Below are 26,285 nucleotides of genomic sequence, written 5' to 3' on the forward strand. Positions count from 1 at the left end.
AAATGCTAGGCAGTCTGCTGTTCATTTCTTTCATTGCGGTGACGTACGATTGCGCTCGTGACCAAGCGGTTGACTGAAGTTGCCAAGAAGGCGGGCGTCAGCGAGGCCACCGTCAGCCGGGTGCTCAACGGTCGGGACGGCGTCTCCGAGACGACCCGGACCGCCGTGCTGACCGCGCTGGACGTGCTCGGCTACGAGCGGCCGACGAAGCTGCGCGGCGAACGTGCCCGCCTGGTCGGGCTGGTGCTGCCCGAGTTGCAGAACCCGATCTTCCCGGCGCTGGCCGAGGTCGTCACGGGGACGCTCGCCCAGCGTGGCTACACCCCGGCTCTCTGCGCCCGGACCATCGGCGGCGTGTCCGAGATGGACTACGTGGAGATGCTCCTCGATCATCAGGTCTCCGGGGTGATCTTCGCTGGCGGCTCGTACGCGCTCGCGGACGCCCGGCACGACCACTACCGCCGGCTGACCGACCGGGGCCTGCCGGTGGTGCTGGTCAACGCGGGCGTGGACGAGTTGGGCTTTCCCCGGGTCTCCACGGACGACGCGGTGGCGGTGGAGCAGGCGTACGGGCATCTGCGTTCGCTCGGGCACGAACGGATCGGGATGGTGCTCGGCCCGGAGGGGCACGTGCCGTCCCGGCGCAAGCTGAACGCGATGATCCAGGCCGCGGGCTGGGGCGACGACGACGCTGAGTGCGTCGAGCGGTCCAGCTTCTCCATGGAGGGGGCGCGGGTCGCCGCGACCAAACTGGTCGAGCGTGGCGTGACCGGCATCATCTGCGCCAGCGACGTGCTGGCCCTGGGCACCATCCGGGCCGCCCGGCGGCTGGGTCGTGTGGTGCCGACGGATGTGTCGGTGGTCGGCTTCGACGACTCCGCGTTCATGACCTGCACCGACCCGCCGTTGACCACCGTGCGGCAGCCGATCGAGACGATGGGGCAGGCCGCGGTGGACCTGCTGGTCACCCAGATCGAGGGTGCCGGCGTGCTGCATGACGAGCTGTTGTTCGAGCCCGAGTTGGTGGTACGCGGCTCCACGGCGCCCGCCCCTCGTCGCTGAGGACCGCACCGAACGACGCTTCGGCCGTCGACCGCTTCCTGCGGTCGGCGGCCGTTTTCGTCGTTGCTCGCGACGAACGGCATCGACCTGGCCGAATGACCGGCCATAAGCGAGCAAAAGCAATCATATTGGCCTCCTTTCAAGGGCTTGCCGACATCTGCCGTCATTACGTCGTGTCCTTTCGGATCAGGGTCGAGACCTTGCCGGAATGAGTCGGCCTCGTTACAGTGACTCCACTCACACGTGGCTCTGGCGCAGTTACCGACGGTCAGGTCGCGGCACCGCAGCTCATCGAACGTCATGGAGACACACGTTCCCGAAGGGATGGACAGATGTCCGTACCGCAATACCGAAAGGCTGCGGCGGTTGCGCTCGTGGCCGGCCTGGGGCTCAGCCTCGTGGCGTGCTCCACGAAGAGCGACGACAAGGACACGAACGCAGCGGGCAAGGTGACCATCACGGTCGACTGCCAACCGGTCGGCGCGCAGAAAGAGCTGCTGAAGAACTGGAACGACGACGTCGCGGAGTTCCAGAAGCAGAACCCGGACATCGCCATCAAGAGCGTGAGCGTCGGCGAGCAGTGCAACAACCCGCCGGACTTCACCGCCCGACTCGCCGGCGGCACCGTGACCGACGTCTTCTACGGGTACATGACCGATCTCCAGCAGGTGCTCGACTCCGGTCAGGCGATGGACATCAGCCAGTACGCCAACAAGGACACGATCTCGACCTGGGACAGCGTCGACCCGGCGCTCAAGGGGGTCTTCACCGACGGCGGCAAGCTCTACGCCGTCCCGGTGAAGAACTACTCGATGGGTCTGGTCTACAACAAGGTCCTGTTCCAGCAGGCGGGGCTCGACGTCAACAACCCGCCCAAGACCTGGGGCGAGGTCCGTGCCGCCGCCAAGAAGATCTCCGCGCTCGGCAACGGCATCGCCGGCTACTCGGAGTACAGCGCAGGCAACACCGGCGGCTGGCACTTCACCTCCCTGCTCTACTCGCAGGGCGGCCAGGTGCTGACCGAGGACGGCAAGAAGGCCGACTTCAACAACGCCGCGGGCAAGCAGGTCCTGCAAAACATCAAGGACATGCGGTACGGCGACAACAGCATGGGCGCCCGCCAACTGCTGCAGTGGGGCGACCTGCTGACGAACGCCGGCGCGGGCAAGGTCGGCATGTTCATCGGCGCGCCGGACGCCACCCAGGCGATCGTCAGCCAGTTCCAGGGCAAGTTCCAGGACTGGGCGATGGCCCCGCTGCCCGGCCAGGACGGCGCGGCCAAGGGGACGCTCGGTGGCGGCGAGGGTTACTTCTTCAAGAAGGACCTCACCCCCGAGCAGGTCAAAGCCGGCCTCAAGTGGATCGCCTACCAGAAGCTGACGCCGGGCAAGGGCCAGTTCGACTACGTCCGGGCCAAGCCGCAGAACTACCCGGTGGGTCTGCCCCAGCCGCTGCTCTTCGCGAATGGCACCGAGGCGCAGAAGCAGGAGCTCGAGCTGCGTAAGGCGAACGCGAACGTCGACACCTCGAACTTCGCGCTCTTCGAGGCGACCCCGGTCGCGATCAAGGGTGAACCGCGCAACGCGCAGGCGATCTACGCGGTGCTCGACGCCGCGATGTCCGGTGTGCTGACCAACCCGAACTCGAACATCGACGCGCTGCTCAAGACCGCCGAGGAGAAGGTCAACCAACTCCTCGCCGCCGAGAGCTGACCCGATCGTGTGGGGGTCGGGACGCCGACCCGGCCCCCACACCACTCGCACCGCATCGTCGACGTCACTGACTCACCCAGGAGTTGCCTTGACGATCACCACGGTCCCGGAGACCCCCAGGAAGCCGGGCCGCCCGCCATCGCCGTACTCGGTGAGGCCGGAGCGCACCAGCCTCGGCCGCAAGGTACGGGACAACGTCACCGGTCACGCGTTCCTGATTGGTGCGGTGCTCTGCTTCGTCGTCTTCTCCTGGTACCCGATGATCCGTGGCGTCGTCATGAGCTTCCAGCGCACCCGGCGCGGCGAGACCACCTGGGTGGGTTGGGACAACTACTCCCGCATCATCGCCGACCCCAGCTTCTGGACGGCCTGGCAGAACACGTTCTACTTCACGGTGCTCGCCCTCGTCCTCGGGTATGCGGTGCCGTTCTTCGTGGCCGTCCTGCTCAACGAGTTCCGTCACGCCAAGGGTTACCTGCGGATCCTGGTCTACCTGCCGGTGATGCTGCCGCCGGCCTCGGCGCTGTTCCTCTTCAAGTTCTACGCGTACGACCCCAGCGAGGCCGGGCTCTTCAACGCGATCCTCAAGGCACTGCACCTGCCCACCTCGCAGTGGATGCAGTCGCCCGAGATGACGATGCCGGCGATGGTGATCGCGTCCACCTGGATGAACATGGGCGGCGCGGTGCTGATCTACCTGGCGTCGTTGCAGAACATCCCCGGCGAGCTCTACGAAGCGGCCGAGCTGGACGGCGCCGGGATCTGGCGGCGCATCCGCCACGTGACGATCCCGCAGACCCGGCTGATCCTCGCGCTCCTGGCGATGCTGCAGATCGTCGCCACGATGCAGCTCTTCATCGAGCCGCTGATCCTCGCCAACGGTGCCGGCGCGGAGGACTCCGCGACCTCGGTGGCATACCTCATCTACCAGCACGGGTTCTTCCAGAACGACCTCAACGGCGCCGCCGCACTGGGCGTGATCATGCTCGTGGTGCTGGCCGGCTTCTCCGCCGTGTACGTGCGGCTGACTGCGAAACAGGACTAGGACGGCGCGGAATGGCACAGGATTCCGGAACCCGGACCCTCATCTCTCATGCCCAGCTCAGCCGGGGACGCGGCAGGGTCATCTACTGGACGCTGCTGGTCGTCGTCGTGGCGGGATTCACGCTCGTCTTCCTCGGGCCGCTCTACTGGATGGTCACCGGCGCGCTCAAGTCCGGCCAGGAGATCGCGCAGACCCCACCCTCGCTGTTTCCGAAGGATCCCCAGCCGCAGAACTACATCGACGCGTGGAACAACCTGGCCCTCGCCAAACTGCTGTTCAACACGTTCTACTACGCGGCGGGCGCGGTGCTGTTCCAACTCGTCTTCGACACGGCTGCGGCGTACTCCCTGTCCAAGCTCCGACCGATGTTCGGCAACGTGATCCTCGGCCTGATGCTGGGAACGCTGATGATTCCGGCGATGGTTCTCATCGTCCCGCAGTACGTGACCGTGATCGACCTGCCGATCGTGCACATCAATCTGCTTGACTCGCCGTTCGCCATCTGGTTGCCCCTGGTCGCCAACGCGTTCAACATCTTCCTGCTGAAGCGGTTCTTCGACTCGATTCCGGAGGAGTTGATGGCGGCCGCCCTCATGGACGGGGCGTCGTCACTGCGCACGCTGTGGTCGATCATCCTGCCGCTGTCGCGCCCGATTCTCGGCGTAGTCTCGATCTTCGCGGTGACAGCGGTCTGGAAGGACTTCCTCTGGCCGAAGCTGGTCATGCCCTCGCCCGAGACCCGGACCGTCAGCGTCGGCATCTACGCCTTCGCCGGTGGCACGCCGATGAACGTTGTGATCGCCGCGTCGGTCATCGCCGCGATCCCGACCGTCATCATCTTCCTGATCTTCCAACGGAACATCATGTCCGGTCTGACCACGGGCAGCATCAAGGGATAGCAACCACCGCGTTCTTCCGCGCGGCGAACAACGACCGTTCGCCCGAGACATATCCAGGTCCGGCGAACCCGCCGACGTACTGACGCAGAAAGCAGGTGCTCGTGTCCACAGCTGACAGAAGTCCGTGGTGGCGTGGAGCCGTGATCTACCAGGTGTATCCCCGGAGCTTCGCCGACGGCAACGGCGATGGCATCGGCGACATCGCTGGCATCCGGTCCCGGCTGAACCACCTGTCCGCGCTCGGCATCGATGCGATCTGGTTCAGTCCCTGGTATCCCTCCCCGATGGCCGACGCCGGCTACGACGTGTCCGACTACCGCGACATCGACCCCGTCTTCGGCACTCTGGCCGAGGTGGAGGCGCTCATCGCGGAGGCGCACGCGCTGGGCATCCGGACCATCGTCGACGTGGTTCCCAACCACTGCTCCGATGCGCACCCCTGGTTCCAGGCCGCGCTCGCCGGCGGCCCCGCCGCGCCCGAACGGGACCTGTTCTGGTTCCGGCCCGGCCGAGGCCCGAACGGCGACGAGCGGCCCACCGACTGGGTCGGCGAGTTCGGCGGCGAGACCTGGACCCGCACCACCAACCCGGACGGCACCCCCGGCGACTGGTACCTGCACCTGTTCGCACCCCAGCAGCCGGACTTCAACTGGGACCACCCCCGGGTGCGGGCCGAATTCGAGGACATCCTGCGGTTCTGGTTCGACCGGGGCGTGGACGGCATCCGGATCGACTCGGCCGGGCTCCTGGTCAAGGACGGGACGCTGCCCGAGGTCCGACCGGACGAGCCGCACCCGTTCCACGACCTCGACGGTGTGCACGACGTCTACCGGGGCTGGCGGCGGGTCGCCGACTCCTACCCCGGGGATCGGGCCCTGATCGGTGAGGTGTGGCTGCCGGATCGGCAGCGGTTCGCCAACTACCTGCGCCCGGACGAGCTGCACGCCGCGTTCAACTTCGACTTCCTCGGCTGCGCGTGGGACGCCTCGGCCCTGCGGGAGAGCATCGACGGGACGCTGAGCGCGCACGCGCCGGTCGGCGCGCCGGCCACCTGGGTGCTCTCGAACCACGACGTCACCCGGCACGTCACCCGCTACGGGCGGGCGGACACCAGGTTCAGCTTCGCCGCCAAGCGCGAGGGGACCCCAACCGACCTGGAACTGGGCACCCGACGAGCCCGGGCCGCCGCGCTGCTCTCGCTCTCGCTGCCCGGCGCCGCCTACGTCTACCAGGGCGAGGAACTGGGCCTCTACGAGGTCGAGGACATTCCGTACGCGCTGCGCCAGGACCCGATGTGGGAACGTTCCGGCCGGATCGACCCCGGTCGGGACGGGTGCCGCGTGCCGCTGCCCTGGGCTGGTGACGAGCCGCCGTTCGAGTTCAGCCCCGCCAATTCCGCAGCGCCCTGGCTGCCTCAGCCGGCCGACTGGAAGGACCGGACCGCCCGTGCGCAGACCGGCGACTCGGCCTCGATGCTGGAGCTGTACCGGGCGGCGATCCAGGCCCGACGGGCCGAACCGGCGCTCGGTGACGGCGAGCTGACCTGGCTGCCCGCCCCGGACGGGGTGCTCGCATTCAGCCGTGGCGGTGGCTTCAGCTGCCTGGTCAACCTCTCCGACACACCTGTTCCGCTGCCGGCCGCAGGGGAGTTGCTGCTGGCCAGCGGGCCACTCGACGAGGGGTTGCTGCCGTCCGACACGGCGGTCTGGCTCCGTACCCCCGAATTGGCGGACGGGCCGCGCGCGGCGGACGGACCCGGCCTGACCTGACTCTGATCGCCGTGGTGCCGGCGGCCCGTCCCGGCCGTCGGCACCCCGCCACCAGGAGAGGAGGAACGAGGGGGACGCGCAACACCGCACCGACACGGGGGGATCTGGCCTGCCTGACGAAAGGGAGAGCGCAGCTCATGGCCAACCACACCATCGGCACCCCGCACCACCTTCGACACCCGACCCGGGCAGGGTTGGCCGCCATCGCCGCCACCCTGCTCGCCGCCACCTCGTTGACCGCCCTCGCGGTCACCGGCAGCGCCACCCCGGCCTCGGCGGCCGGGCTGTCCCCCTTCGACATCCCCGGGCGGGGTGCCACCGTCCCGTTCGTCGAGCAGGAGGCGGAGGAGACCACCCACAACGGCACGAGGATCGGCCCGGACCGGCACTACGGCACGCTGCCGTCCGAGGCGTCCGGCCGGGAGGCCGTCACCCTCGACGCCGTCGGCGAGTACGTCGAATTCACCCTCACCGCCCCGGCCAACGCGGTCACCTTTCGGTACAGCCTGCCGGACAGTCCGTCCGGAACCGGCCGGGACGCCGCCATCGATCTGCGGGCCAACGGGACACTGCTGAAGTCGGTCCCGGTGACATCCAGGTACGGCTGGTACTACGGCGGATACCCGTTCAACAACAACCCGGGCGACACCAACCCGCACCACTTCTATGACGAGACCCGGGCGATGTTCGGCGGCACCCAGCCCGCCGGCACGAAGATCCGGTTCCAGGTGTCCTCGACCGCCCAGTCGCCCTCGTTCACCATCGACCTGGCGGACTTCGAGCTGGTCGCCCCGGCGATCACCAAGCCCGCCGGTGTGCTCGACGTGGTCACCGACTTCGGCGCCGACCCGAGCGGCGCGACCGACTCGACCGCGAAGTTCCAGGCGGCGGTCGACGCCGGAAAGGCCCAGGGCCGGGCGGTCTGGATCCCGACCGGCACCTTCACCCTCTGGGATCACGTGGTGGTCGACGGGGTGACCCTGCGCGGCGCCGGCCCCTGGTATTCGGTGCTCGGCGGCCGGCACCCCACCGAGCGGAACAGGTCCGTCGGCATCTACGGCAGGTACGTCCCCGGTGGCGGCTACACCGGCCCGGTCCGGTCGCACGAGGCGAACGGGCCGAGCCGCAACGTCACCCTGCGGGACTTCGCCATCATCGGTGACATCCGCGAGCGGATCGACGACGACCAGGTCAACGCCCTGGGCGGGGCGATGACCAACTCGGTGGTCGACAACCTCTGGCTGGAGAACACCAAGGTCGGGGCGTGGATGGACGGCCCGATGGACAACTTCACCATCCGTAACAGCCGGATCCTGGACCAGACCGCGGACGGGGTGAACTTCCACACCGGCGTGACCAACTCGACGGTGACCAACACGTTCGTCCGCAACACCGGCGACGACGCGTTGGCGATGTGGGCGCAGAGCGTGCCGAACGTCAACAACTCCTTCACCCACAACACCATCGGCGTGACCCTGCTGGCGAACCACCTGGTCAGCTACGGCGGTCGGGACATCAAGATCACCGACAACGTGACGGCCGACTCGCTGACCAACGGCGGCGGCATCCACGTCGCGAACCGCTACCCGGGCGTGCAGGGCGCCACCGGAGTCCAGGGCACCTGGACGATCGCCCGGAACACGTTGATCCGTAACGGCAACTCGGACTACAACTGGAACTTCGGCGTCGGCGCGATCTGGTTCTCCGCACTCAACGAGGCGTTCCAGAACCCCACCATCAACATCACCGACACCGACATCCTGGACAGCTCGTACGCGGCGCTGCACTGGATCGAGGGCCAGACCAACGGGATCAACCTCAACAACGTGCGGATCGACGGCGCCGGCACGTACGCGCTCCAGGTGCAGGCACCCAGCCAGGTGTCGTTCACCAACGTGCGGGCCACCAACATCGCGCAGAGCAACCCGATCCACAACTGCGTCGGCGGTGGTTTCCAGATCACCCAGGGCGCCGGCAACTCGGGCTGGTACACCCCGACCCCCTACTGCGGCCCGTGGCCGAACCCGCAGTGGGGCGGCGGACCCACCTCGCCACCACCCACCACCCCGCCTCCGACCACCCCGCCGCCCACCACCCCGCCCCCGAGCAGTGGGAACCTGGCACTGAACCGGCCGGCGACGGCGACCAGCACCAACCAGAGCTACACGGCGACCAACGCGGTGGACGGCAACGCGGCCAGCTACTGGGAGAGCGCCAACAACGCCTTCCCGCAGTCGGTCACCATCGACCTGGGCGCGGCCCGGTCGGTCGACCGGGTGGTGCTCAAGCTGCCCGCCGGCTGGGGGAGCCGTACCCAGACGTTGTCGGTGCTCGGTTCCACCGACGGTTCGTCGTACGCCACGCTGGCGGCGTCCGCCGGTCGGGTCTTCGACCCCGGCACGGGCAACGCCGTGTCGATCGGGTTGCCCTCCGGTGACCGCCGCTACATCCGGGTGGCCGTCGCCGGCAACACCGGGTGGCCGGCCGCGCAACTCTCCGAGGTCGAGGTGTACGGCGGCACGCCCACCACGCCGCCGCCCACCACGCCACCCCCGACCACCCCGCCGCCGACCACCCCGCCCCCCAGCGGCAACCTGGCGGCCGGTCAGTCGGTCACCGAGACCAGCCACTCCGACGTGTACGCCGCCCCCAACGCGGTGGACGGCAACGCGAACACCTACTGGGAGAGCGCCAACAACGCGTTCCCGCAGTCGCTGACCGTGGACCTGGGTGCCAACCGGTCGGTGTCCCGGGTCGTCCTGAAACTCCCACCGTCATCGGCCTGGCAGACGCGCACGCAGACGCTGTCGGTGCTCGGCTCCACCAACGGCTCGACGTTCGCCACCCTGAAGGCGTCCGCCGGCTACACCTTCAACCCGGCCAGCGGCAACACGGTCACCGTGACCTTCACGGCGACCAGCCAGCGGTACCTGCGGCTGACCGTCACCGGCAACACCGGCTGGCCAGCCGGTCAGCTCAGCGAGTTCGAGGTCTATTCCAGCTAGGTCGGGTGCCCCCGCCCGCCCCGGGCGGGGGCCGCCCGGTCCGGGCGGTCCGGCGCAACGCAGCCTCGGCCGTCCGACCCCGTCCCCAACCCGCACCGTCCCCCACCTGTCGCGGAACGACGGGCGTACCCCTGCACCCGTCGCCGGGCAACGCACCCACACCCACCCCCGAAAGAGGTGTAGCGACCCCATGTCCAGTAACGGCACCAGACGAGGCACGCCGTCGACCGGCGCGCCCAATCCCGTCCCCCGCACCACCCGCACGGGTCACCGACGGCTGCTCGCTGGCGTACTCGCCGGGATGCTCCTCGCCACCGCTCCGGTCGTCATCCCCGCGGCGAGCGCGGCACCGGCGGCCGACCCGTCCGCGGCCGGCGCGCGCGTCGCCCTGCTCGCCGGGCTCTCCGCCACGATGACCGCCAGCAGCTACAACCAGAACTACGTGGCGTCCAACGCCAACGACGGCAACGCGTCAACCTACTGGGAGAGCGCCAACAACGCGTTCCCGCAGTGGATCCAGGCCGACCTGGGCGCCACGGTCAGCGTGGACCGGCTGGTGCTCAAGCTGCCGCCCGCAGCGGACTGGCAGACCCGCACGCAGACGCTGTCGGTGCTCGGCTCCACCAACGGCTCGTCCTTCACCACCCTGAAGGCATCTGCCGGTTACACCTTCAACCCGGGGAGCGGCAACACCGCGACCGTCAACTTCACGGCCGCCAGCACCCGTTACGTTCGGGTGCAGGTCACCGGCAACACCGGCTGGCCGGCCGCACAGTTCTCCGAGGTCGAGGTCTACGGCGCCGTCGGCAGCCCCGACACCCAGGCCCCCAGCGCCCCCGGCAACCTGGGGTACACCCAGCCCACCAGCGGGCAGATCCAGCTCAACTGGTCCGCGTCCACCGACAACGTCGGGGTGACCGGGTACGACGTCTACGCCAACGGCGCGCTGCGCGGCAGCGTCGGCGGCTCGACGCTCACGTACACCGACAGCCAGGCGGACACCGCCACGGTCTCGTACTACGTGCGGGCCAAGGACGCGGCCGGCAACCAGTCGGCGAACAGCAACACCGTGACCCGGACCGGCACCCCGCCGGTGGGCACCAACCTGGCGGTCGGCAAGCCGATCACCGCCTCCGGGTACGTGCACACGTACGTGGCCACCAACGCCAACGACAACAACGTGGCCACCTACTGGGAGGGCAACGGCAACCCGAGCACGCTGACCGTTCAGCTCGGCGCGAACGCCAGCCTCAGCCAGATCGTGCTGAAGCTGAATCCGGACCCGGCCTGGGGTGCGCGTACGCAGAACATCACCGTGCTCGGCCGGGACCAGGGCTCGTCGACGTTCACCACCCTGGTCGGCGCGGCGAACTACAGCTTCAACCCGGCCACCGGCAACGCCGTCACCATCCCGGTCTCGGGTGCGGCGGCCGACGTTCGGCTCTCGATCGCCTCGAACACCGGTGCCCCGGCCGGACAGGTGGCCGAGTTCCAGGTCATCGGCACCCCGGCACCGAACCCGGACCTGACCGTCACCGGCATGTCGTTCAGCCCGTCCGCGCCGGTGGAGACGAGCACCATCACGCTGTCGGCCACCGTTCGTAACGCCGGCTCGGCGGCTTCCGGCGCCACAAACGTCAACTTCTACCTGGGCTCCACCCGGGTCGGCACCGCGTCGGTCGGCGGCCTCGCGGCCGGCGCCTCGACCACAGTCAGCGCCAGCATCGGCACCCGCGACGCGGGCAGCTACCCGCTCAGTGCGAAGGTCGACGAGTCGAACACCGTCGTCGAGCAGGACGACACCAACAACAGCTACACCAACCCCAGCCCGCTGGTGGTCAGCGCCGTCGCCAGCTCCGACCTGGTCGCCTCGGCGGTCGCCTGGTCACCGGGCAACCCGTCGGCCGGCAACACGGTCACCTTCTCGGTGTCGATCCGCAACGCCGGCAACCAGGCGTCCGCGTCCGGCTCGCACGGCATCACCCTGACCGTGCTCAACGAGTCCGGCACTGTGGTCCGTACGTTGACCGGCTCGTACTCCGGCGTGATCAACGCTGGCGCGACGGTCGGCCCGATCAGCCTGGGCACCTGGACCGCCGCGAACGGCAGGTACACCGTCCGGGTGGTGCTCGCCGTCGACGGCAACGAGTTGCCGGTCAAGCAGGCCAACAACACCAGCGACCGTCCGCTCTTCGTGGGGCGCGGCGCCAACATGCCGTACGACATGTACGAGGCCGAGGAAGGCGTTGTCGGTGGCGGCGCCGCCGTCGTCGGCCCGAACCGGACCGTCGGCGATCTGGCCGGTGAGGCGTCCGGTCGGCGGGCGGTGACTCTCAACTCGACCGGCAGCTATGTCGAGTTCACCACCCGGGCCAGCACCAACACGCTGGTCACCCGCTTCTCCATCCCGGACGCACCGGGCGGCGGGGGAATCAACTCGACGCTGAACGTCTACGTCAACGGCACGTTTCACAAGGCCATCGATCTGACGTCCCGGTACGCCTGGCTCTACGGCAACGAGGCCGGTCCGGGCAACTCGCCTGGCGCGGGCGGCCCGCGGCACATCTACGACGAAGCCAACGTCATGCTCAACTCCACCGTCCCGGCCGGCAGCAAGATCCGCCTGCAGAAGGACCCGGCCAACACCACCACGTACGCGATCGACTTCATCAACACCGAGCAGGTGTCGCCGATCGGCAACCCGGACCCGGCCCGCTACACCACGCCGACCGGTTTCACCCACCAGGACGTGCAGAACGCCCTGGACCGGGTGCGGATGGACACCACCGGCAACCTGGTCGGGGTCTACCTGCCCGCCGGCAACTACTCCACCGCGTCCAAGTTCCAGGTGTACGGCAAGGCGGTCCAGGTGACCGGTGCCGGCCCCTGGTACACCCGGTTCAATGCCCCGTCGGGCCAGGACAACACCGACATCGGCTTCCGGGCCGAGGCGTCGGCGGCGAACTCGTCGTTCAAGAACTTCGCCTACTTCGGCAACTACACCTCGCGGATCGACGGTCCGGGCAAGGTGTTCGACTTCTCCAACGTGTCGAACATCGTGATCGACAACATCTGGAACGAGCACATGGTGTGCCTCTACTGGGGCGCGAACACCGACTACATGACCATCAAGAACTCTCGGATCCGGAACATGTTCGCCGACGGCATCAACATGACCAACGGCAGCACCAACAACCTGGTCAGCAACAACGACGCCCGGGCCACCGGCGACGACAGCTTCGCGCTGTTCTCGGCGATCGACGCGGGCGGCGCCGACATGAAGGACAACATCTACGAGAACCTGACCTCGACCCTGACCTGGCGGGCCGCCGCCGTCGCCGTGTACGGCGGCTACGGCAACACGTTCCGCAACATCTACATCGCGGACACCCTGGTCTACTCGGGCATCACCATCAGCTCACTCGACTTCGGTTATCCGATGAACGGCTTCGGTGCCAACCCGCCAACCCGATTCGAGAACATTTCGATCGTTCGGGCCGGAGGGCACTTCTGGGGTGCGCAGACCTTCCCGGCCATCTGGATCTTCTCCGCCTCGAAGGTGTTCCAGGGCATCCGGGTCAGCGACGTGGACATCATCGACCCGACCTACAGCGGCATCATGTTCCAGACCAACTATGTCGGCGGGCAACCGCAGAACCCGATCACCGACACGGTCTTCACGAACGTCTCGATCAGCGGGGCGCAAAAGAGCGGTGACGCCTACGACGCGAAGTCCGGCTTCGGCATCTGGGCCAACCCGATGCCGGAAACCGGGCAGGGGCCGGCCGTCGGGTCCGTCACCTTCAACAACCTCCGGCTGAGCAACAACGCGGTGGACATCCAGAACCCCACATCAACCTTCACCATCAACCGCAACTGATCTAGCTCGCACCGGGTGCCGCCGGGAGGGTCCCTCCTCCCGGCGGCATCGTGCCGTGCCGGCCCGCCCCCGCCGTGAACCGGGCCGCGCCGGCCACCGCGTCCGTGGCCAACGAGTCCATCCCGTACGCCAACTCGGTCGCCAACGCCTCCGGCTCGGGCCGCCCGCCACCGGCCAGCATCGCCGCCCGGTCGTTGCGCAGGCAGGTCTGCGGGTGCCGGGCAATCGCCGCCGCCAGCTCCTCGGCCGCGGCCCGCGCCTGGCCGGGCGGCACCAACCGATTGACCAACCCCATCGCGTACGCCTCAGCCGCCGGCACCGGGCGACCGGTGAGGATCAGATCCATGGCCCGGCTCTCGCCGATCAACCGGGGCAGCCGGACCGTGCCGCCGTCGATCAGCGGCACTCCCCAGCGGCGGCAGAACACCCCGAGTGTCGCGTCGGACTCGGCGACCCGCAGGTCGCACCAGAGCGCCAACTCGAGCCCGCCGGCCACCGCGTACCCGGAGATCGCGGCGATCACCGGTTTGCTGAGCGCCATCCGGGTCGGACCCATCGGGCCGTCGCCCTCCGGCTCGACCCGGTTGCCGCTCGGAGTGCCGATCGCCTTGAGGTCGGCGCCGGAACAGAACGTGCCACCGGCGCCCCAGAGCACGGCCACCGCCGCGTCCCGGTCGGCCTCGAAGGCGCGGAAGGCGTCCGCCAGCGCTCGGGCCGTCGGCCCGTCGACGGCGTTCCGAGCCGCCTCCCGATCCAGCACGACCGTGGTGACCGGCCCGGCCCGCTCCACCCGTACACCCATCAACTCAGCATGCCCGCCCCGCACCACACCCACAATCCCCGTCGATCTTGCACATCCTGTCGCCGATCTGCGCCGAAGGTGCGAATTGACGGGACAGCAACTGCAGATCGGCGGTGGGCGTGGCCCGGCAGGTTTGTCACCGCCGACCGGTTTGCGACGGCGTTCGCCGGGAAGTCGGTACTCGTGCGAGCGCTTCTGACGAAAGTTGAGCAGGCAGCCGGGCTGGACCGGGCAGGTGACCGGTTGCAGCGGGTCGTCCTTGGCACGCTGCGTCCGCGGCGGCTGCGGGACCTGCTGCACGGGGTGACCCTCGGGCATCCTCTGCATCCGGCGATGGTGCAGGTGCCGGTCGGCGCGTGGATCAGCGCCGCGGTGCTGGACCTGATGTCCGGGCAACGCCGGCCCGCCACCGTGCTGGTCGGCCTGGGCACCGTCAGCGCGCTACCGGCGGCGGTCACCGGACTGAACGACTGGGCGGCACTCGCCCGGGACCAGCGCCGGGTCGGCCTGGTGCACGCCGTGGCCAACACCGTCGGCGTGACGCTCTACGCCGGCTCGTTGGCCGCGCGGCTGTCCGGCCGACACGGCGTCGGGCGAGCCCTCGGCTTTCTCGGGCTCTCCACCGTGAGCTTCGGGGCGTATGTCGGGGGTCACCTCGCGTACAAGCAGGGGGCGCAGGTCAACCAGAGCATCTCCGAGTTGCATCGGATGACCGACGGCTGGCACTCGCTCATCGACATGGCGGCGTTGCCGCAGCGCACCCTCATCACCCGAGAGGTGGACAACGACATCTCGGTGATCCTTTACCGGCACGGTGACGAGGTGACCGTGATGTTGGAGCGCTGCCCGCACCAGAGCGGGCCGCTCGGCGAGGGCGAAGTGCAGGAGATCGACGGCCACGCCTGCGTGGTCTGCCCATGGCACGGCAGCGCGTTCCGGCTCAACGGCGGCGAGGTCATGCAGGGGCCGTCCGGCAACGACCAACAGATCCTGCCGACCCGGATCCAGAACGGCGTGCTCCAGACCCGCCTGCCCTGAGCCGCCTGCCCTGAGCCGCCTGCCCTGACCGCGTGCCCTGACCGCCTGCCCTGACTGGCCTGCCCGGCGCCGACGCTCCGCGCCCTGGAGGCGGTGTTGCCAATGACGTTGATGCCGGTGAGTCATATTTATGCCTCAGAGTCATCACGCTCTCCGGACACCTCGCCCCCCGAGCCCCGTCGACGGCGGCTTCCCGCTCGCGCTGGGCGTTCGGATCAGCTGCGTCGGTGTCGGCCGACCGGCGGTCCGTCCGGTGCGGAGTCCAGACCGTGCCCGCCGGCGAACAGCCCGCCATCGGCACTGTCGTCAGCCCAACCGTCGTCACCACCCCAGCCCGACGCCCCGGCGGGCGCCGTCCCGCTGCCGTTCGGTGCGGTGCCGCCGTCGCGAGGTGCCATGTCGTTGCCGATCGAGGCCGCGCCGTCGTTCCGCGATGCCGGTGCTTCGATGGCCGCGGCCGCTCGGCTGGCGGCCCACGCGGCACCGCTTCCAGCCGTCCCACCGCTGGTCCGCCGAGCGGCGCTGCTGGTTCGGCCCGTGCCGCCCCGGGGTGTGCGGGAGGACGTGGCCAACCGGGGAGCCGCCCCGGCGGTGGCGGGACGGCGGCGCAGCCCGAGTACTGCGCCGATCTGGGCGCCGACGATGCTCGCCACGGCGAGTACGGCGGAGACCGCCAGCGGTCGGTTCACCCGGTCGGTCGTGCCGGCTCGGGCTGCGCCGACGGTCATCGCGGGTGGTTGGCCTGCTGACCCCGTACCGCTGGTTGGTGCCGGATCCACCCGCTCCGGCGCGGTCCGCTCGGGCGTCGGCGGGGGCGCAGGCGGGTTTGGCGCTGCGGGCCGGTCGACCAGCCGGCCGGTGGCGTGCTGCCGGGAACCCTGGTCGGCGGCCTCGGTGGGCAACCGGAGCAGTTGGCCGGGGCGGATCCGGTCCGGGTCGTCGAGCTTGTTCAGCTTGGCGAGCTGTCGGTAGTCGCCGAACTCGTCCAGGTAACGCTCGGCCACCTCACCGAGGTAGTCGCCCCGGGCTACCCGGTACACCGGCGCAGCTTCGCCGTCCGCTGCGGAGCCGCCGGGTGCGGTGAGCCCGGTCCCGGCCAGGCCGAGCAACCCGGTCCGGGTCAGCGGGGCCGCCGTGTCGGGGGTCGTGCCCGCGCGGGTCGGCGCGGTCAGGGTGACGACGGCCGTCGCGTCCGGACTCGCGTACGCCGGGGCGCCGTAGACCGCTGCGGCACTGGCGGCGGCCGGGCTGGCGGCGAGGATCAGCGCGACCGAGCCGACCAGCGCGGCGGCGGCCTTCTGCTGGCGGCCCATCCCGGGCAGCTTCGGCGCGGGTCGGCGCAGGGTCTGTGCCCCCAACTCGACGAGGACGGAGAAGGCGAACGTGGCCCAGCCGAACCAGCCGGCGACAGCCAGTGCCCGCAGGAAGAGCTGACCGTCGTCCCGGCTGGTCAGCGCGGTGCTCACCGCACTGATCGTGGGCAGGTGATCAGGCAGGGGGTTGCCAGCGAAGGCCAGCAGCGCGATCGGCGCGCCGGCGAGCAGCGCACACAGCACGGCCAGCGCGCCAATGCCCGTGAAGATCCGTCCGATCCGCCGTACGACGGACCCACCCGCTGCGGGCATGGCTGCCTTCCTTCCTACGGTCCTGCGGTGATGGCTCGCGCGGTCGCCTCGCCGGTGACGGTGACCGTGTCCTTGAAGCCGAACAGCCCGAGCATCGAGCGGTGGTAGGTGATCGTGACGGTTACCCGGATCAGGGCCTCCCCGCCGACCTCCGGGAAGCTCACGGTGTGGCCGGCGGTGCCGGCCGCGGTCAGGTAGTGGGCCACCGCCACGATGGCTTCCGGCTGATCGATCCGCTTCGGCCCGCCCTCGATCGCGGTGGCCCGGTCGATGGCCTGACCGCCAGCGCGGGCCGCCTCGGCGGCCAGGTTCTCGGCACGTTGCAGGGTGCGTAGCTGCCCGGCGCCATCGAAGGAGAGGCCCACGATGGCGAGTACGCCGATCATCGTCACCGCCAGGAAGATGCTCACCCGGCCGTGCTCGCCGTGTGAGTCCGCCCGGCCCCACTTTCCTGACCCGCCAAGAAGCCCAGTCATCGGAGACCTCGGCTGCGGTCGGCCCAACGGTGGCCCGATCCCACGCCCGCCGTCCCGGACCCGAGCGCTCTGCTCCGGTAGCGGTCCAGTGGCGACGTGAACTTCGCCGTGATCCGCTTGTCGGTCGGCATTCCGGGCAGGACGTCGAGCGAGATGTCCTTGAAGGACACCAGGCAAGTGATCGCCACGGTCACCGTGGCGTCCACACCGACCGGGCTGTTGAAGGCGGCGTCGAAGCTGGTGGACTTGCCGGCCACCGAGCCGGTGAACGTCGGGCTCAGGTCGTTGGTGCAGGCCAAGTCGTGCCAGTCCAGCTGCTTTCGGGCGGCCTTCAACGCCTCGGCCCGGGCGGTGCCGGAGTCCCGGGAGATCGAGGCGGCGCGGGCGGCGTCGTGCGCGGCGGCGTCGATCGCCTCCGCCGCGACCGCGCTGCGCCCGACCACGCCGGCCAGCACCATCAGCGCGATGAACGCCGGCGCGAGCACCGCCACCTCGATGGAGACCGAGCCCCGCTCGGCGGTGCGGGTCATGGCGGGGTCACCCTTTCCACCGTCCCGTGGGCGGTTTGTCGCACCGCGAAGTCCACGCCTGGTACCACCGACAGGGACCGACCGCTCACCGTGCAGGTCACCTCTGTGTCGGTGGTGACGCAACTCGGGCCGGTCTTGTCCCAGCCGACCAGCCAGCCGCCGGCGGCCCGGAGAAAGCGGGTGGCGCTGTTGACCCCGGCGCCGTTCCCGGCCTGGTACAACCGCTCAGCGTTGACGCCGCTCTGCGCGGCGTTCAACGCGGTGGAGCGGGCGAGGAAGACGGCCGCGACCTGGATCGAGGCGAAGAGCAGCACCAGGATGAGCGGCATCATCACGGCCAGTTCCACCGGGTTGGCACCCCGCTCCCGGTCGCCGGCCGCGAGGTGACGCCGGGCGGCGGTGCCCGCCCGGTGCCACCTCGAGAACGCGGCTCGGCGCACGTCGGCTACTTCGGGTCCACGTGGGTCGGAATGTTGGTCATCCAGTCGTTGGCCTTGCTCAGGGCCAGACCGGTGACGATGGTCGCCACGAAGACCAGTCCGAAGATGATCACTGCGGTCGGCACTGGGCTGTCGCCGCGCTCGCTGTCGCGGCGAAGCTCGACCAGGCGCGTCGTCAGCACGACGTGCAGATAGCTGAGGATGGACATGGCGTGCTCCTTCATGAGACGGGGTCAGATACGGGCGATGAACGGATAGACGACGAAACCGAGCAGCACGAAGACGAGCAGTGCGCCCGGAATGTCGAGTCGGCTGGTCACGCCCTCGGCGCGGGCGAGGTTGTCGGTGCGGATCTGGTCGCGTAGCGAGTCGGCCCGGCTGCGCAGGGTCTCGTGCACCTGCGCGCCCTCGCTGCCGGAGGAACGCATGATCGCGCCCACGTCGCCCAGCTCCGGAATGCCGATCTTGTCGGCGAGGTCGCGCAGCTCGTCCCAGGGTGCGTGCATCTGCATCTGGGCGATCCGCAGCGACTCCTGGAGTCGGTCGAACACCCAGCCGTCGCAGACCGCCGCCGCCCGCTCCAGCGACTGCACCGGCCCGTGCGCGGCGGAGAGCTGCAACGCCACCAGGTCCAGGTAGGTGCAGACGGCCTGACGGAACTCGTCCCGGGCGGCGTCGGCCTTGGTCAGTACGGCCCGATGTGCCAGCAACCCGCCCATCAGTGCCAGGCCGAGGCTGCCGAGCACCGGTACGACCAGCGGAAACGAGACGCCGAGCACCAACAGCACCACCCCGAGCAGGGTCGGCGTGGCCAGCCCGATCAGCGCGGAGAGCAGCACCGACAGCGCGTACTGCTCGGGGGTCTGACCGATCAGGGCGAGCTGCCGGTGCGGCGGGCGCAGCCAGCGGGACAACCCGGTCAGCCAGTCCAGACGTCGGGAAGCGGGAGCGGCGACCCGACCGGTGCCCGCCGGCGGGTGCAGCCGGCGCAGCGCCGGCCCGAGCGCCGGGGTCGCCGGCACCAGCTCCCGGATCACCAGGAACACGCCGAACCCGATCCCGGCACCACCACAGACCGCGATGGCCAACTGCCAGTTCACGATCACGCGATCACCTCGCTGGGGTCGGGCGCCGGCAGGAACCGGGCCGGCCGCTGCGGCTGGCTCATCGACCGCACCCAGGCCAACAGGCCGATGAAGGCGGCGCCGAGGGCGGCCATCACCACCTGACCCACTGGCGTGCCGTACGGCTTGATGTACTCGGTGTTGATCAGCCCGTACGCCAGGGTCGCCAGGGTCATTCCGGTGAGGAAGCGGACCGCGAACCGGGGCTGGGTGCGCTTGGCCTCGATCTCCCGGCGGGTGGCCACCTCCGCGGACGCCGCGCCGGCGATCGAGCCGAGCACGTCACCCAGCCGTTCACCCCGGTCCGAGAGGTGCAGGATCAACGCCGCGACCACCTGGTCGCAGACCGGGTCACCGATCTCGTCGGCGAAGGCCAGCAGCGCCGAGCGGGCCATCCAGCCGGCCTGCAGACGGGCGGCGAGCAGCCGCACCTCGTCCTCGACGCCGGGTGGCACGCTGCCGATCGTGCCGATGATCGACTGTTGGAGGCCCTGCCCGGTGCCGGAGACGTCCTTGAGTCGGCGGGTCCACTCGCCCACCGCCTCGATCCGGGCGATCGCCTTCTGCTCGGCCTTGCCCACTCCGAACAACCACGGGGTACCGGGTACCGCCACCGCCACCAGCAGGCCCACCACCGGCAGCCCGGTCAGCAGAAATGCCAACGCGCCAGCGACCAGCGCGGCGACCAGCAGGGCCTGGTAGGACCGCTGCTCAGCCGGGGTGGCGCCCGGTCCGCGCCACAGTCGACCGAGGCCGGGCCCACCACCCGGGCGCGGCCCGGGGGGTCGACGGGTGCCGACCAGCGCGACCACGGCCAGCAGCAGCCCGGCCACACAGGCGGCCCCGGAGACCACTGCGATCAACTCCAGGCTGCCCGGCATCAGGTCACCCGCCGGGCCAGTCGGGTTTGCCGGGGACGTCGCCAGGCTCCGGCGCCGGCCTCGATCCACCGGGTCAGCAGCCGCGCGTCGTAACCCACCCGCAGCAGTTGGTCGCGGACCCGCTCCGGCAGGTGCCGGGGGACCGCACGACCGTCCGGGCCGGGCCCGAAGACCGTGGTGGTGGTGATCCGACCAGCTTCGCCGGCGCCGATCACCTCCTCCACATGCGAGACGAACCGGTGTTTACGCCCGCCGATCGCGGTCTCGTCCTCGACGGTGACGTAGACGATCAGGTCGAGGGCGTTGCCAGCCATCCGGCGGGCCTGGTCGACGGTCATCTCGCGGCCGTGCGCCAGCGCCAGCTCGACGATCCGTTCACCCACCCCGGCAGATGTGCGGGCGTGGATGGTGCACATCGAGCCCCGGCTGGTGGTCATCGCCTGGAGCATCGGCACGATCTCCCGGGACCGCACCTCGCCCACGATGATCCGCAGTACGCCCATCCGCAGCGACAGTGGGATCAGGTCGGCGATGGTCACCTCACCCGCTGGACGACCGTCGAAGCCGCGCTCGCCGTGGCCCTCCCGGGCCTCGAAGCTCATCACCGCCCGGTGCCGTTCCCGGCGGCGGGCCGGGAGCAGCTCCCGGCTCTCCTCCAGCAGCACGTACGGCTCGTCGGGCGGGATCTCGTTCATCAGCGCCCGGATGATCGTGGTCTTACCGGCGCCGGCCAGCCCGGCGACCATGATGTTCAGGCCGGCGCGCATCGCCGCGCGAAGGAAGTCGCGCAGCAGCGGGTCGATCATCTCGTCCAGGTCACCCCGGGCGCCCGCGACGTCGTCGAGGCTCACGTCCAGGGTGTTGTGCTTGCGGATCACCGCGTATGGGCGGTGGCTGACCAGGAACACCGCAGCGAGCCGGCTGCCGTCGGGCAGTTGCAGGTCGAGGGTGGGCTTCACGGTGGACAGGGACCGCTCGGTCGCGCCCGCCCGGCGGGCCGCCGCCTGGAGGATCTCCACCAGCTCGGCGTCACTGTCGGCGATCGGCTCGGCCCAGTCCACCCCGCCGCCGTGCCGGGTGATGCGTACCTGGTCGCAGCCGAGGATGTGCACCTCCTCGATGGTGTCGTCGACCAGCAGGGTCTGTAGCCGGCCGAGCCCGACCAGCTCGGCGGTCACCTGGTCGAGCAGCAGGCGTTCCTCACCGGCGGCCATCGGCGTGCCGGCCCGGCGAACCGCGTCCGCGTACTCGGCGACCACCGTGACGGCGAGCCGGGCCCGTTCGGTGTCCTCCTCGTCGACGGTGAACTCCCGGCCGCGCTGCCACAGGGTGAGCCGCTCGGTGAGTTCCCGGCGTAGCTCCCGGACCACCTGGAAGTCCATCCGGGGCCGGGGCGACGACTCCGGCGGCGGCGTGGCCGCGGGCACCTGCTGCGGCATCGGCGCGGACTGGTGGTGCCGGCCGTTCGGCACGACCAGTGGCGGCGCGGTGGAGGTGACGCCCGGCGGCTGTTGGCGCGGGTCGGTGGAGACCGGCTCAAATCGCATCGGGCACCCCCTGCTGCACGGGCCACGCCAGCCGGGCCCGCCGCCGCTCCAGGAGCGCGCCGATCGGCACCTCCAGCGCGGCCGCCGCGCGCAGCAGCGGCCGTCCGGCCCGGACGGTCCCGCCCAGGGCGAGCACCCCGGCGGTACGCGGGTCGTGCGGCAGCCGTGCGATCACCGGCAGCTTCAGGGCACGGCTGATCTCGGCTCGCCCGTGCCCGTCGCCGACCAGCAGCAGCCGCAGGGTGCCCGGCGGCACCCGGTGCTCGGCGAAGTCCCGTTCGATCGCGGTGACCACCGCACGGGTGCCGGAGAGGTCTGGCAGTTGCGCCCGGGTGACCAGCAGCACCACCGAGGCGGCCCGCAGCACCGGCCATGGCGGCCCGGTCACGTGCAGCCGCCCACAGTCGACGACCACGTCGTAGCCGGGGGTGCCCCGGTCCAGGGCGTTGAAATAGTCGGCGAAGCGCTGCCAGAGCGGGGTGACGCTGCCACCCTGGGTCGGGTCGACGAGCCCGGGCAGCAGCAGCCGTTCCCGGCGGGGCGCGTCCAGGTCGACCAGCTGCGACCAGAATGCGGTTTCCAGGTTGCCGTCGCGCAGCTCTCCGACGGCCAGTTCCCCGATGCCGCGCGGGCCGTCGAGTTGGCCGCCGAGGTAGCCGGCGAGGATCGAGCCGCCGGCCGGGTCGCACTCGGCGAGCACCAGCCGTCGGTGCCAGGCCAGCGCGCAGGCCAGCGCCGAGGTCGTGACGCCGGGCGAACCCTTCGCGGACACCAGCGCGATGATCGCCATACTCAGGCTGCCTCGGTCAGCACGACGGCGATCCGCGCCTGCGCGGCGAGCGCCACCACCGCGGGCACGTCCCGGGTGGGTAGCGCCAGGTACAGCACCTTGTCGTCGTTGGCCGGGCTGACCATGTCGATCACGGTGGCCGAGAACCTGGTGCCGGCGGCGTCCGTGTCCCCGGTGGTGCTGCTGCGGTCCGGGGTGCTCACCAGCAGGACCTTGTCACCGGGGTGCAGTTCGCGGGCCGGCACCTGGGCGGTCTTCAGGCCGAGCGCGATCTGCTGCTGACCGGGGCCGAGCAGCGGATCGTCGGTGACCTGCCCCAGGGTGAGCAGGGTGCCCGGGACCAGCGCCACTGCGGCCCGCTTGCCGACCACCTCGTCCAGCCGGCCGGCGGGCACCGGGCGTAGCCCCTGGCCACCGGCGACCTGCACGGTGCTGAGGTCGGCGGTGCTGATCTCTTGGCCCACCTTCACCGGCCGGGCCACGGCGAGGTAGCTGCCGGTGGCCCGGACCGAGGTGACCGCGAACGCCGCGCCCAGCCCACCCAGGGCGATCAGGAGGACGGCGAGACCGAGCAGCCCCGGGCGGACCCGCCGTTGTCGGACCACCTTGGGCGGGCTGACCGGCGCGTCCACCGATCCGGTCCCGTTGCGTGTCGCGAGGCTCATCGGGTCACCACCTGGAGTTCGTTGATCTGGATCTGCACCGTGCCGCTGGTCCGGGTCACCGGAATCACTCCGCTCTCGCCACCGCCGCTCCAGCGCACCGTCCAGTGCGTGGTGGCGCCCACGCGGTAGGTGCCGGCCTTCTGGTAGCCCTTGTCGTAGCCGCAGTCCGGGGAGGTGCTGCCGGCACGATCGCCCTTCGCGTCGTACGGCGTGCCGGGACCATCGCAGGTGACTTCCTGCTTGTTGCCCATGTCCCAGACGATCCGGTCGACCTTCGCCTCGATGGTGACGGTCACGCCCCGGTCGGAGGCGGACGCGGTCAGCGGGCCGAAGTAGCTCTTGCTCGGTGCTGCCCACATCCACACGGGCAGGCCGACCAGGCCGGGGCCGATGCTCTTGCGGGGTGCGACCTTCAGCGGTGCCGGCAGCAGCTTGATCGACGCCAGGGCGCGACGGGCCAACTCCTCCGGGTCGGGCGGCGCGCCGTAACCGGGCGGCGGCCCGTCCCGCAGTTCCTCGCGCTGACTGCCCTGGTCGCCGCCGTTGCAGGTCAGCAGGTACCACTGCTGGCCTTCGGGGGTGTTGGCCGGTTGGGGCTGCTCAAGCTTGTAGTAGCAGCCGTCGCTGTTGTTGAACCAGCCCAGCAGATCGTCGTAGCAGGGAATGACCCGCCCGTTCCATCGGCAGCCGCCGCCACCGCCACCGCCGCCGTTGTCCCCGCCGCCGTTGTTCCCGCCGTCGCCGCCACCGCCCGGGGTGCCGGGTTCGTCGTCCCAGACGCTGCAGTCGGGCTGGTCGGGCGGGCAGCCGGCCCCCGGGTCGGCGCGTCGAGCGGCGGCGGCCGGCAGGGTTGCGCCGACCACCAGCAGGAGCGTGAGGCCGATCCCGGCGAGTGCCCGCCGGGATGCCCCGGCCCGGGAGGTACGGGCGGAAGCGCCCCTGCCTCCCCAGGTCAGCACGGCTGGTCCCGGTGCGTCACGCCGGCGTTGATCAGCCAGCGGCCGTCGGGATATCGGGTCGCGGTGGCGGTGGAGAGGTGTCTGCCACCCCCACTGCCCGGGACCACGCGTTTGTCCTTGGCGAAGACCAGCCGGTAGCCGGTCGTGTCCAGGCAGTCCTGGATCTGGACGGTGGCCGGCTTCGCGTCCAGGCTGACGGCGGTCACGGTCGGGTCGGACTTCAACGTCCCGGTACGCATAGCGCCGTGCTCCTTAGCGTCGCGAATGGACAACTGGACCCGAGTCAGAAGCGGATCAGCGATAAACCGGGACAGTTCCGGCGCGCGCGGATCACTGCGCCCGCTCGCCGTACGCGAGGCCGCGAGATAACCGGAGTACGCGTCAAGTGCCGCCTTTTCGGCAGCTCGCCGTTCGACATCGGGATCGGTCCGTTGTCCGTCGTCACGGGCTGCCGTCGGCCGTTCGACCGCCTCCCGTCTGCTGGCGCAGGCGGCGACCGGCACCGCCGCCACGACCACCAGCAGGCAGATTGCCGCTCGTCTGAGCTGCCGTCCGCGCACCGTCGAGCCTCCTCGTGGTCGCCCGATGCGGTGACGGGTCACCGCCGTCGGGCATGCAGAAGCGCGCCCGGATCAGCACATCCGGAGCCCTTCATTGCGCTTCTGCATTCACCGTTACGGATCTTTTACAAATGCAAGGTCCTGTGTCGCTCGTTGTGAAGGTGAGGCTTGCGTCACACCCAAGGGGCGAGCATAGGCTGACGCTCGCCGATGCAACAGAGGCAATTCAAGTGAACACTCTGCGTGATGACAGGTGGTGGTGGCGGGTGTCCGCACTGCGCCCCCGGCAATGGCCGAGCGAGGGGTCGTCAATGATTGGGCGTCGCCGGGTCGGCGAGGGGCGCACCGGCCTCGTCGGCGGTCCCGAGACTGGGACATCGCGGCCTCATCCCGGCATCCGAGCGGAGTTGTCAACCGGTCGACGGAGTGCCTCGCCCAACGGGGCGCTGGGCCTGGACGTGGCCGGGAGGGCTCTCCGGCGGTCGAGCGGGCAGGTCGCTTTCTGCGCCATCCGCTACACCATAGCGATCGTTCAGTTACGATCCGTGTTCACCTTTGTGGGGAACCGCTGGGGCACGAGGGAGGCGACATGGCGCTGACCGGCCCCCCGGCAGCTGTCCCGGGTCGGGAAGACCCACCCGACCGGGGCCCGGCGCCCCCGCCGTCCGGTGGCACGACAGAACCCGCCCGCCAGGCCACGCCTCCTTGGCGTCCACGAGCGGCGCTCGTCTCGGCTGTGGCTCGCACCCGGCTCTCGACCGTGCTCGCGATCCTCGCGGTCAGCCCGCTGATGCGGGTGGCTGCGCTGCGCTACGCCGTACCCCCGGGTATGCCGAGCCGGACCGGCTGCGACGCCTGCGGCGCCCCGGTCGGCCTGACCCGGCCCTGGCCGGCGCTGGGGCCGGCAGCCCGGTGCGGTCGATGCCGGGCACGGGTCGGTCCGCCGCCGGGCACGGTCGAGCTGGCCGTGTTTGCGACGGTGGTGCTGCTGGCGTTGGCCGGGCCGCCGGGCGGGGCGCTGCCGGCGCTGGCCTGGTGGCTCGGTTGGACGATCCCGGCGGTCTTCGTCGACCTGGCCGTGCACCGGTTACCGGATCGGCTCACCCTGCCAGCGGCGGCCGGGTCCTGGCTGCTGCTCGGCGCGGCCGCGCTCGATGCCGAGCCGGGGCACTGGCTGCGGGCCGTCATCGCCGGCGCGGGACTGGCGCTGTTCTTCGCCAGCAGCACGTTGTTGCTCGGCCGCCGTGGCTTCGGGTTGGGTGACGCCAAGTTGGCGCTCAGCGCGGGAGCGCTGCTCGGCTGGTACGGCTGGCCGGTGCTGCTTCTCGGGCTGCTGCTGGCATTCGGGTTGTCCGCCCTGGTGAGTCTGGGCCTGCTGGCCGTGCGCCGTGCCCGCTGGAGCACGCACCTGCCGTTCGGCCCGTTCCTGCTGCTTGGCACGGTGGGCGCGCTCCTGCTGGCCAGTTGACGCGCGTC

Annotated in this window: 21 protein-coding genes and 1 pseudogene; 9 read left to right on the forward strand and 13 right to left on the reverse strand. The window is 70.3% G+C overall.

What is annotated here, in order from left to right; all coding sequences use genetic code 11:
- Positions 1 to 57 precede the first annotated feature (57 nt).
- From OG811_RS11810 to OG811_RS11840, 7 genes are all read left to right on the forward strand, one after another.
- Positions 58 to 1,062: a LacI family DNA-binding transcriptional regulator gene (locus OG811_RS11810; RefSeq protein ID WP_406074121.1), complete on the forward strand. Its 1,005-nt coding sequence runs from the start codon at positions 58 to 60 to the stop codon at positions 1,060 to 1,062.
- Between the two features lie 332 nt (positions 1,063 to 1,394).
- Positions 1,395 to 2,774: an ABC transporter substrate-binding protein gene (locus OG811_RS11815; RefSeq protein ID WP_406074123.1), complete on the forward strand. Its 1,380-nt coding sequence runs from the start codon at positions 1,395 to 1,397 to the stop codon at positions 2,772 to 2,774.
- 88 nt (positions 2,775 to 2,862) lie between these two features.
- A complete protein-coding gene (locus OG811_RS11820; protein WP_406074125.1) occupies positions 2,863 to 3,819 on the forward strand; it encodes a carbohydrate ABC transporter permease in 957 nt (318 codons plus the stop codon).
- Between the two features lie 11 nt (positions 3,820 to 3,830).
- Entirely contained in the window at positions 3,831 to 4,718 is an 888-nt protein-coding gene (locus OG811_RS11825) for a carbohydrate ABC transporter permease (RefSeq protein WP_406074127.1), read from the forward strand.
- A 140-nt stretch (positions 4,719 to 4,858) separates the two neighbouring features.
- Positions 4,859 to 6,487: a glycoside hydrolase family 13 protein gene (locus OG811_RS11830; RefSeq protein ID WP_406074128.1), complete on the forward strand. Its 1,629-nt coding sequence runs from the start codon at positions 4,859 to 4,861 to the stop codon at positions 6,485 to 6,487.
- Positions 6,488 to 6,624: 137 nt separating this feature from the next.
- A complete protein-coding gene (locus OG811_RS11835) occupies positions 6,625 to 9,492 on the forward strand; it encodes a discoidin domain-containing protein (RefSeq protein WP_406074130.1) in 2,868 nt (955 codons plus the stop codon).
- 190 nt (positions 9,493 to 9,682) lie between these two features.
- The gene (locus tag OG811_RS11840; protein WP_406074131.1) at positions 9,683 to 13,372 is read left to right on the forward strand and encodes a discoidin domain-containing protein; all 3,690 of its coding nucleotides are present in this window, start codon (positions 9,683 to 9,685) and stop codon (positions 13,370 to 13,372) included.
- Between the two features lies 1 nt (position 13,373).
- Here the strand turns inward: OG811_RS11840 and OG811_RS11845 are convergent, their stop codons facing one another.
- Complete coding sequence (locus tag OG811_RS11845) at positions 13,374 to 14,174, reverse strand: crotonase/enoyl-CoA hydratase family protein (protein ID WP_406074132.1); 801 nt, start codon at positions 14,172 to 14,174, stop codon at positions 13,374 to 13,376.
- A gap of 183 nt (positions 14,175 to 14,357) precedes the next feature.
- Here OG811_RS11845 and OG811_RS11850 point away from each other — a divergent pair, with 183 nt between their 5' ends.
- Complete coding sequence (locus OG811_RS11850) at positions 14,358 to 15,212, forward strand: DUF2231 domain-containing protein (RefSeq protein WP_406074134.1); 855 nt, start codon at positions 14,358 to 14,360, stop codon at positions 15,210 to 15,212.
- A gap of 581 nt (positions 15,213 to 15,793) precedes the next feature.
- On the opposite strand, the pseudogene OG811_RS11855 reads toward OG811_RS11850, so the two are convergent.
- From OG811_RS11855 to OG811_RS11910, 12 genes and pseudogenes are all read right to left on the reverse strand, one after another.
- Positions 15,794 to 16,837: pseudogene (locus OG811_RS11855) on the reverse strand (LysM peptidoglycan-binding domain-containing protein); the annotation flags it as partial.
- Positions 16,838 to 16,851: 14 nt separating this feature from the next.
- Positions 16,852 to 17,313, reverse strand: coding sequence for a pilus assembly protein TadG-related protein (locus OG811_RS11860; RefSeq protein ID WP_406074136.1), 462 nt, complete (start codon positions 17,311 to 17,313; stop codon positions 16,852 to 16,854).
- Positions 17,310 to 17,843 (reverse strand): TadE/TadG family type IV pilus assembly protein, encoded by a 534-nt coding sequence (locus OG811_RS11865; protein WP_406074137.1) that lies wholly within the window; start codon positions 17,841 to 17,843, stop codon positions 17,310 to 17,312. Before OG811_RS11865 ends, OG811_RS11860 begins: the two co-directional genes overlap by 4 nt.
- A complete protein-coding gene (locus tag OG811_RS11870; RefSeq protein WP_406074138.1) occupies positions 17,840 to 18,283 on the reverse strand; it encodes a TadE/TadG family type IV pilus assembly protein in 444 nt (147 codons plus the stop codon). The genes OG811_RS11865 and OG811_RS11870 overlap by 4 nt, the downstream gene beginning before the upstream one ends.
- A 5-nt stretch (positions 18,284 to 18,288) precedes the next feature.
- Positions 18,289 to 18,492, reverse strand: coding sequence for a hypothetical protein (locus OG811_RS11875; RefSeq protein WP_406074139.1), 204 nt, complete (start codon positions 18,490 to 18,492; stop codon positions 18,289 to 18,291).
- Between the two features lie 24 nt (positions 18,493 to 18,516).
- On the reverse strand, positions 18,517 to 19,386 hold the full coding sequence (locus OG811_RS11880; RefSeq protein ID WP_406075671.1) for a type II secretion system F family protein: 870 nt from the start codon (positions 19,384 to 19,386) through the stop codon (positions 18,517 to 18,519).
- Complete coding sequence (locus OG811_RS11885) at positions 19,386 to 20,333, reverse strand: type II secretion system F family protein (RefSeq protein ID WP_406075672.1); 948 nt, start codon at positions 20,331 to 20,333, stop codon at positions 19,386 to 19,388. The genes OG811_RS11880 and OG811_RS11885 overlap by 1 nt, the downstream gene beginning before the upstream one ends.
- Positions 20,288 to 21,835 carry a CpaF family protein gene (locus OG811_RS11890; protein ID WP_406074141.1) on the reverse strand — a complete coding sequence of 516 codons (1,548 nt, stop codon included), beginning with the start codon at positions 21,833 to 21,835 and terminating at the stop codon, positions 20,288 to 20,290. Before OG811_RS11890 ends, OG811_RS11885 begins: the two co-directional genes overlap by 46 nt.
- A complete protein-coding gene (locus tag OG811_RS11895) occupies positions 21,825 to 22,625 on the reverse strand; it encodes a ParA family protein (RefSeq protein ID WP_406074142.1) in 801 nt (266 codons plus the stop codon). The genes OG811_RS11890 and OG811_RS11895 overlap by 11 nt, the downstream gene beginning before the upstream one ends.
- A gap of 2 nt (positions 22,626 to 22,627) precedes the next feature.
- Positions 22,628 to 23,290 carry an SAF domain-containing protein gene (locus tag OG811_RS11900; RefSeq protein WP_406074144.1) on the reverse strand — a complete coding sequence of 221 codons (663 nt, stop codon included), beginning with the start codon at positions 23,288 to 23,290 and terminating at the stop codon, positions 22,628 to 22,630.
- Entirely contained in the window at positions 23,287 to 24,249 is a 963-nt protein-coding gene (locus OG811_RS11905) for a hypothetical protein (RefSeq protein ID WP_406074145.1), read from the reverse strand. Before OG811_RS11905 ends, OG811_RS11900 begins: the two co-directional genes overlap by 4 nt.
- Positions 24,243 to 24,779, reverse strand: coding sequence for a hypothetical protein (locus tag OG811_RS11910; protein WP_406075673.1), 537 nt, complete (start codon positions 24,777 to 24,779; stop codon positions 24,243 to 24,245). Before OG811_RS11910 ends, OG811_RS11905 begins: the two co-directional genes overlap by 7 nt.
- A 790-nt stretch (positions 24,780 to 25,569) precedes the next feature.
- On the opposite strand from OG811_RS11910, the gene OG811_RS11915 reads away from it, so the two are divergent.
- Positions 25,570 to 26,277 carry a prepilin peptidase gene (locus tag OG811_RS11915; RefSeq protein WP_406075675.1) on the forward strand — a complete coding sequence of 236 codons (708 nt, stop codon included), beginning with the start codon at positions 25,570 to 25,572 and terminating at the stop codon, positions 26,275 to 26,277.
- The last annotated feature ends 8 nt before the right edge of the window (positions 26,278 to 26,285 follow it).

The sequence above is a fragment of the Micromonospora sp. NBC_01638 genome, from assembly GCF_045209745.1.
Lineage (GTDB): Bacteria > Actinomycetota > Actinomycetes > Mycobacteriales > Micromonosporaceae > Micromonospora.

What these genes read in the sequence shown, in the direction of transcription:
- OG811_RS11815 (WP_406074123.1), top strand. Translation starts at nt 1,395, where the DNA reads ATGTCCGTACCGCAATACCGAAAGGCTGCGGCGGTTGCGCTCGTGGCC.
- OG811_RS11825 (WP_406074127.1), top strand. Translation starts at nt 3,831, where the DNA reads ATGGCACAGGATTCCGGAACCCGGACCCTCATCTCTCATGCCCAGCTC.
- OG811_RS11835 (WP_406074130.1), top strand. Translation starts at nt 6,625, where the DNA reads ATGGCCAACCACACCATCGGCACCCCGCACCACCTTCGACACCCGACC.
- OG811_RS11840 (WP_406074131.1), top strand. Translation starts at nt 9,683, where the DNA reads ATGTCCAGTAACGGCACCAGACGAGGCACGCCGTCGACCGGCGCGCCC.
- OG811_RS11845 (WP_406074132.1), bottom strand. Translation starts at nt 14,174, where the DNA reads ATGGGTGTACGGGTGGAGCGGGCCGGGCCGGTCACCACGGTCGTGCTG.
- OG811_RS11860 (WP_406074136.1), bottom strand. Translation starts at nt 17,313, where the DNA reads ATGACTGGGCTTCTTGGCGGGTCAGGAAAGTGGGGCCGGGCGGACTCA.
- OG811_RS11865 (WP_406074137.1), bottom strand. Translation starts at nt 17,843, where the DNA reads ATGACCCGCACCGCCGAGCGGGGCTCGGTCTCCATCGAGGTGGCGGTG.
- OG811_RS11875 (WP_406074139.1), bottom strand. Translation starts at nt 18,492, where the DNA reads ATGTCCATCCTCAGCTATCTGCACGTCGTGCTGACGACGCGCCTGGTC.
- OG811_RS11890 (WP_406074141.1), bottom strand. Translation starts at nt 21,835, where the DNA reads ATGCGATTTGAGCCGGTCTCCACCGACCCGCGCCAACAGCCGCCGGGC.
- OG811_RS11895 (WP_406074142.1), bottom strand. Translation starts at nt 22,625, where the DNA reads ATGGCGATCATCGCGCTGGTGTCCGCGAAGGGTTCGCCCGGCGTCACG.
- OG811_RS11900 (WP_406074144.1), bottom strand. Translation starts at nt 23,290, where the DNA reads ATGAGCCTCGCGACACGCAACGGGACCGGATCGGTGGACGCGCCGGTC.